Source organism: Micromonospora sp. RV43 (assembly GCF_001029515.1).
GTDB lineage: Bacteria > Actinomycetota > Actinomycetes > Mycobacteriales > Micromonosporaceae > Micromonospora > Micromonospora aurantiaca.
On the sequence record NZ_LEKG01000272.1, the window covers coordinates 1 to 6,191 of the forward strand.

The following is a 6,191-nucleotide window of genomic DNA, read 5'->3' on the forward strand; positions in this document are numbered from 1 at the left end:
CGCGGGCGGCGGCCAGGCCCTCGTTGGTGTTGGCCACGATGATCGTGCGGATGAACTCGGCCAGGGCGGCGAAGACGTGGAAGACGAACATGCCCCCGGCGGTGGTGGTGTCCAGCTTCTCGTGCAGCGACTGGAACCCGACCCCGTGGCGCTTGAGCCGGCCCACGATCGTGATGAGGTCTTCCAGGGAGCGGCCGAGCCGGTCCAGCGACACGACGGTGAGCGCGTCGCCGGGCCGCAGATACTCGAACGCGTCGTGCAGGCCCGGCCGGTCGGCGTTCTTGCCGGATGCCTTGTCGAAGAAGCACTTCGCGCACCCGGCCGCGCCCAACGCGGCCTGCTGCCGGGCGAGGTTCTGCCCCCGGGTGGACACCCGGCCGTAGCCGACCAACACACCCGCCAGCGGAGTGGGCGCCAGCAGGTCGGCGCCGCCGGCCGGGACGACGGCGCTCACGACCGGCCGGTCCGGAGACGCTCGACCAGCCAGAACCCGCGGCAGTCCCCGCCGTCGGGCAGGTACACCAGCAGGCCGTGCTCGTCGTCCCACTCCAGATCCCCGGGCCGCCCCTCGCCGGTGTCGCGCTCGCGTAGCACGTCGACCTGTTCCTCGGTGAGGGTGACGGTGCCGTCGCCGTTGTCGACGCCGGCGCTGGTGCCGTCGAAGTACTCGGAACCGGTGAGCCACGCGGCTTGCTCGGGCCTGACGGTGGCCACGTACTCGGTGCCGTAGCTCATGGCGTTCAGGGTGACCGAGAAACCCCCTTCGCCTTGTTGGACACGCCGAGGTTTCCGGACAGGTTTTCCGAACGCCCTTGACCGGCCGAGGCACCCGTTTTCGATCTTGTTCGGGAAATGATCGATTCCCGGACACCGCCGCCCGGAACCGCGACTCATTCACATTCGCCGCCGCGGACCCGTCACCACCGACGGCGCCCGATCGATGCACAGGGCAAGGGGTCGCGCGTCGACGGCCAGGTGCCACCTCTGCCGCACCGCACCGTCGCCGACGCGCAGCACGGCCGGCATCCAGGGGTGGGTGCCGGCCGCACGCTGTTCTGCGGCCCTGCGCTGCGCCGCTTACTCCCGTGCGATGCAGGCCGTCACCACGCCTACATCAACTCAGGCCGCGCCGGGTTCGGCGGGCAGCCTCGCGGTGCGGCCGTAGAAGCGGTAGATCTGCCCGACGACGCGCTCGAAGTCGTCCAGGTCGATGGGCTTGGTGACGTAGGCGTTGGCGTGTGCGGTGTAGCTGGCCAGCACGTCGGTGTCGACCGTGGAGGTGGTGAACACGACGACCGGGATCGTCTTGAGCCAAGGGTCGGCCTTGATCGCGGTGAGGACCTCCCGGCCGCTCATGCGAGGCATGTTCAGATCGAGCAGGATCAGTTCCGGACGCGAAGCATCGGCGTACCGGCCCTCACGGCGCAGAAACGCCATCGCCGCCACCCCGTCAGGAACGTGGTGCAACTCGACGGCCAGGGCGTGGGTCGCGAAGGTGTCCTCGATGAGGGCGACGTCGGCGGGATCATCCTCGACCAGCAGCACCCGCAGCGGACCCAGCCGACCGCGAGCGGAGTCTCCGACAGCATTCACAGACGAAGAGTACTTCCTGCATCCGGCGCAGGTCACGAAGCGACTTTGCGGGCGTTCGGAAGATCACTTCCAGTCAGTCCGGAGCCCGAGAGGTCAGCTGGCCGCCGCCGGGGCCGGCGGACCAGACAGTCACGGGGTTCTCAGCCCGGAAAGAGTCCGCGCAACCACGCCCCTCGCGGACGCGGGGCCGGCGCCGTGACTTCGAGGATCTCGCCGTCGAAGTATTCGCGGACCTTCACCTGATACCCGTGTGCGGCCAGCGTGTCAGCGTGCTGACGCATCTTCGGCGGCCACACCCGCAACGGGTCGTCGTAGAAGCCGCCAACGTGATGAGGGCCGCCGTTCCTCCCGACCTCCACCGTGAAGCCACCCTCGTAGTGCTCCTCCTCGCGGCGGGGGTCATACTCGCGGCCTCCGTGCTGAAGGAGCAAACGACGGATCCGTTCCGCCTCCCGCTCGGCTTCCCGCTGCCGCTGCCGGCCGGCCATGTCACTCATGGCGGCCACGGTATCCAGGCAATGACACTCGGTGCATCATCCGCATCGCCTCCTCCGGACACGTTCGTCAGCACAGCCAACCGCGAACGCAAGATCAAATGTTTGTGATGCTGGGACATCTGACCAAGCGCGGGGCCATCGACGACACGCAGCACGGCCGGCACCCAGGGGTGGGTGCCGGCCACGCGCCATCGTGTCTGCCGCCCTACGGTGAGCCCACGCTACGCAGGCGTAAGTTGAGACGTGGGCGGTGGACACCGCAACGGCCACACGCCGGCTCTGATCATCGCCCGCCGTCCCGCCAAGCCCACCGCTCACCATGGTGAGCACGATCAAGGTGGTGAAACACGGTGCCGTCGTCTCGGCCGGACAAGCAGTGGGAGATCCTGCTGTCCTACCAGGTCCTGCAAGCAGAGGTGATCACCCTTCCACTCGACGACGTCAACCGCCGACTCGCCTTCGGCCACGCTGATGTCCTCGACGCCCACGCCCACCTTGAGGACGGCGGCGCATACCGAGCCGCCGGCGCGACACTGCTCCTGGCCGCCGCCACGCCCTGGGATGCCGTACGGACCGCCATGGCCCTCACCACGGCCGCCTACGGCGAAGCCGGCGTGGGACTGGAAGACCTACGAGAGCTCACCGTGCGACCAGCACACCGCGACCCTCGCGGCCCGTAACACCCGCAGTCATCTGCCCGCGGATCATGCTCACCGCCCGTCGCGGCCCCTGCGATAAGAAGCCACGAGCCACCCGAGGAACCCGACCAGCAAGAGAACCACCACAATGACACTGACCTGCCAGGGCTTCATGACCTGAGAGCGTATAGAACTCCGGGCAAAGACCAACTCCGGGCAGAGACTGACGACGAAGAGGCCGCTCGCCGGGCGCGCACGGCGGACAACCCGTCGGGCGCGCCCGCGTGGTCAGCGGTGCGCCGGGGTGGCCTCGGCGAGGCGCAGCGGCCGGTAGCCGTCGGTGTCGAGCTGGGCGAGTTCGCCGTCGATGTCGACCGAGTGGGTGCCGTAGAAGTGGACGTTCTCGTGGTGGGTCGGCCAGATGTGCGCCAGGACCTCGTCGTCGACCTGGCGCTCGTCGCGGCGTAGCGCGCCGACGGCGAGGCCGTGGTACTCCGTCGACCAGCAGACGATCGCGTTGGTGGCCAGGGTGAGGCACCACATCTGCTCGGTCTGCTGCTCGTGGTGTCGGCGGCGCAGCGCTCCCTCGCCGGCGTAGGCCAGGCTGCGGCGCAGGGCATGCAGGTTCTCGCCCTTGTTGAGCTGCCGGGAGATCCGCCGCCGGTAGGTCTCGTCGGCCAGGTACCGGGCGGCGTAGACGGTGCGGCGCAGCGCCCCGTACTCCTTGATCGCGCTGGTCAGCGCGTTCTGCTGCCGCTTCGAAGAGCACAGCTTCCCCACCACCAGCGCGGCGGTCGCGTGACCGCCCTGCACCGAAGCGGCGACCCGCAGCCGATCGTCCCAGGTGCTCGTGATCAGGTCGGTGTTCAGCCGCCGGGTCAGCAGGCCGCCCGCACGTGGGTAGCGGGCGAGGAAGTCGGCGTTCGGGCCGGTCGGCCGCCCCCTTGGGTGGAGAGCTTGATCAACCCTCAGTTCTTAGCGTTGTTTTTGGTCTGGAAACTACGGGCGGGCCGGTTACGTCGAACGGCTCGACCCCGAGGTGGGAAGCCTGCTCGACCGGTACGAGCTGCTGGACGTGACACACCGGGTTGTGGGGCTCGGTAGCGTTGGGTACCGCAACTACTTGGTGCTGCTGCGCGGCAACGACGACGATCTGATGATTTTGCAGGTCAAGCAGCTTCACCGGTCAGCGTGGGAGCAGTATCGGCGGACCACGACCCGGCACGACGGGCAGCGCGTTGTCGATGGTCAACGCTGGATGCAGACTGTCAGCGACCTGATGCTGGGGTGGGCGAGCATCAGCGGCCGACACTTCCTGGTTCGCCAGTTTCGTGACATGAAGGGCAGCATCGACCCGACCGATCTCCGCGCTGACCAACTCGACGACTATGCCCGGGTGGTGGGCGTTGTTCTGGCCCGCGGCCACGCTCAGTCGATCGATCAGCGAGTGTTGCATGGGTACGCCGAGGGCGGTAACGGGGGTGAAGCGTTCGATGAGGCGTTCGCCGACTTCGCGGTGGCCTACGCCGATCAGACCGAAGCCGACCACGCAGCGCTGGTGGCCGGTGTCCGAGCCGGTCGGCTGCCCGCCCGGACTCCAGCGTGAAGGCGGCCCGCCGGTGAAAACGCTACGCATCATGGCACCCTGTTCGCCTTGGCCGGCGGCGACGTACTCCGTGCGGACTAGGTTCGAACCTCGCTCGACGGGTGGGCGACAGCCATCCGCTGCCCCTGCTGGGTTGTGTAGGGCAGGTCGGTGCCAGAGGGCGGGGTGTCAGTCGCCGGATTCTGCGGTGCTGTTGGTGGCGAGTTTGCGATCGTCGCGCAGTGGCAGAAACGGTTCGGCGTCGGCGGGGTGCCCGCCGACGATGGCGCGTTGACGTTGCAGTTCGGCGTCCATCTCGGCGCCGAGAAGGATGGCGATGTTCGTGATCCACAGCCAGACCAGGAAGATGATGACACCGGCGACGGTGCCGTAGGTCTTGTTGTAGTTGGCGAAGTTGGCGAGGTAGACGGCGAACGCGACGGAGGCGGCGATCCAGATCAGTACGGCGAGGATGCCGCCGGGGCTGATCCACCGGAACCCGGGCTGTTTGGCGTTGGGTGAAGCCCAGTACAGCAGGGCGAACATCAGGCTGACCAGTAGCACGAGCACCGGCCATTTGGCGATGCTCCACACCGTCAGCGCGGCCCCGCTGGCACCGATCACCTCGCCTGCGGCTTCGGCGAGGTCACCGGTGAACACGACGATGACCGCCGAGGCGATCAGCATGAGCCCGATGACGGCGGTGACCGCCAACCGTACTGCCAGGGTCTTCCAGATCGGGCGGCCCTCCGGCACGTCGTAGATGGCGTTGGACGCGCGCATGAACGCGGCGATGTAGCCCGACGCTGACCAGAACGCGACCAGTAGACCGACGACGGCGCCGATGTTCGCGCCGGTACTGCTGCCGGCGCGGACCTGGTCGACGACACCGGTCAGGAACTGCCCCACCTGCTGCGGTGCCACCTGCTGCAGGGTGCCGGTCACCTCGCGGGTGGCCCGCTCGCCGAGCATGCCCAGCACCGACAGCAACACCAGCAGCCCGGGAAAGATCGACAGCACGCCGTAGTAGGTGAGGGCGGCGGCCCAGTCGGTGACGTTGTCGGTGAGGAACTCACGGACGGTCCGCTTGAGGGCGGCGAACCAGCCTCGCGCGCCGAGGTCGAGGGGGCCGTCCGGGACATCGGGTACAGACATCGTCGAGTTCCTTTCGTCGGGCTGCCGGCACGTCGGCCGATGTGACATGTCGTCGTGGTCAACGGGGCTCCGGAATGCCGGTGTCCCGACGGGTCGGGGGACACCAAGCATGCCGGAAGCTGTCAGATGTGGTCGCCGCGGCCGGTGGTGTCGTCATCGAGCTCGATCTGCTCCTTGCGGACCTCGGCGCTGACTTGTCGTGGTGTCGGTAACGGTCTCCTTACCGGGGCGCATCCGCTCGACCGGCACCGCTTCGGCGCCGACGCCGGGCCGCTCGGCGTGCAGGGCGACCTCGTGCTCTCTTCCTCGCTGATCGCCTGCCCTCACTCGCCTGAGTGGATGTTCGCGTCCGTGATCGGCTCGCGCTCGAGGCGCACTTCCTCGTGGCCGATCATCGACGCTTCTATGGTTCGGGCCCTGTGCGCCCGTCTCCGGCCGAGTTGCTCGGTGTAGGACGACAGTGCTCAGGGCTCGGCGTCAGAGACGTGAAAGTCTGCGGTTGGCGGCGCCGGTAGCCTTGGCGCGTTCTCCCCGTCCCGATGGTCGGAGCTGTTCCCGGTAGATCTACGAGGTGAACGCAACGGGCCTGGGGGCGTCTAGGGCCTGTCCTGTCGATCATGGAAGCCAGATGATGGCGGCGATGAGGATCAGGCTGGCTCGGTAGAGGGATGCGCGTTTGGCGTAGCGGGTGGCCAGGTCACGCCATTGCTTGAGTCGGTTGAA

General features: G+C 68.0%; 7 protein-coding genes and 3 pseudogenes. 2 read left to right on the plus strand and 8 right to left on the minus strand.

All coding sequences use genetic code 11. The features are described from left to right. The 4 genes from ABD52_RS35540 to ABD52_RS35555 all read right to left on the minus strand — a co-directional run. A partial coding sequence (locus ABD52_RS35540) for a recombinase family protein (RefSeq protein WP_047894620.1) occupies positions 1 to 454 on the minus strand: 454 nt, incomplete at its 3' end. Beyond that, positions 451 to 735 (minus strand): hypothetical protein, encoded by a 285-nt coding sequence (locus ABD52_RS35545; RefSeq protein WP_047894621.1) that lies wholly within the window; start codon positions 733 to 735, stop codon positions 451 to 453. The genes ABD52_RS35540 and ABD52_RS35545, both read right to left, overlap by 4 nt. Positions 736 to 1,119: 384 nt before the next feature. Continuing rightward, positions 1,120 to 1,593, minus strand: a complete 474-nt coding sequence (locus ABD52_RS35550) for a response regulator (protein WP_082171453.1) — start codon at positions 1,591 to 1,593, stop codon at positions 1,120 to 1,122. A 140-nt stretch (positions 1,594 to 1,733) separates the two neighbouring features. Next, positions 1,734 to 2,090 carry a hypothetical protein gene (locus tag ABD52_RS35555; protein WP_152748366.1) on the minus strand — a complete coding sequence of 119 codons (357 nt, stop codon included), beginning with the start codon at positions 2,088 to 2,090 and terminating at the stop codon, positions 1,734 to 1,736. A gap of 350 nt (positions 2,091 to 2,440) precedes the next feature. Here ABD52_RS35555 and ABD52_RS35560 point away from each other — a divergent pair, with 350 nt between their 5' ends. Continuing rightward, complete coding sequence (locus ABD52_RS35560) at positions 2,441 to 2,770, plus strand: hypothetical protein (RefSeq protein WP_047894623.1); 330 nt, start codon at positions 2,441 to 2,443, stop codon at positions 2,768 to 2,770. A gap of 246 nt (positions 2,771 to 3,016) precedes the next feature. Here the strand turns inward: ABD52_RS35560 and ABD52_RS35565 are convergent. Continuing rightward, a pseudogene (locus tag ABD52_RS35565) lies at positions 3,017 to 3,661 on the minus strand (Tn3 family transposase); the annotation flags it as partial. 91 nt (positions 3,662 to 3,752) lie between these two features. Here ABD52_RS35565 and ABD52_RS35570 point away from each other — a divergent pair. After that, positions 3,753 to 4,334: pseudogene (locus ABD52_RS35570) on the plus strand (DUF2252 family protein); the annotation flags it as partial. A 168-nt stretch (positions 4,335 to 4,502) separates the two neighbouring features. Here the strand turns inward: ABD52_RS35570 and ABD52_RS35575 are convergent. The 3 genes and pseudogenes from ABD52_RS35575 to ABD52_RS40415 form a co-directional block, all read right to left on the minus strand. Further along, the gene (locus ABD52_RS35575) at positions 4,503 to 5,468 is read right to left on the minus strand and encodes a YihY/virulence factor BrkB family protein (protein ID WP_235437660.1); all 966 of its coding nucleotides are present in this window, start codon (positions 5,466 to 5,468) and stop codon (positions 4,503 to 4,505) included. A 153-nt stretch (positions 5,469 to 5,621) separates the two neighbouring features. Continuing rightward, positions 5,622 to 5,795, minus strand: a complete 174-nt coding sequence (locus ABD52_RS41255; protein ID WP_235437661.1) for a DUF2382 domain-containing protein — start codon at positions 5,793 to 5,795, stop codon at positions 5,622 to 5,624. A 288-nt stretch (positions 5,796 to 6,083) separates the two neighbouring features. Continuing rightward, positions 6,084 to 6,191: pseudogene (locus ABD52_RS40415) on the minus strand (IS5/IS1182 family transposase); the annotation flags it as partial.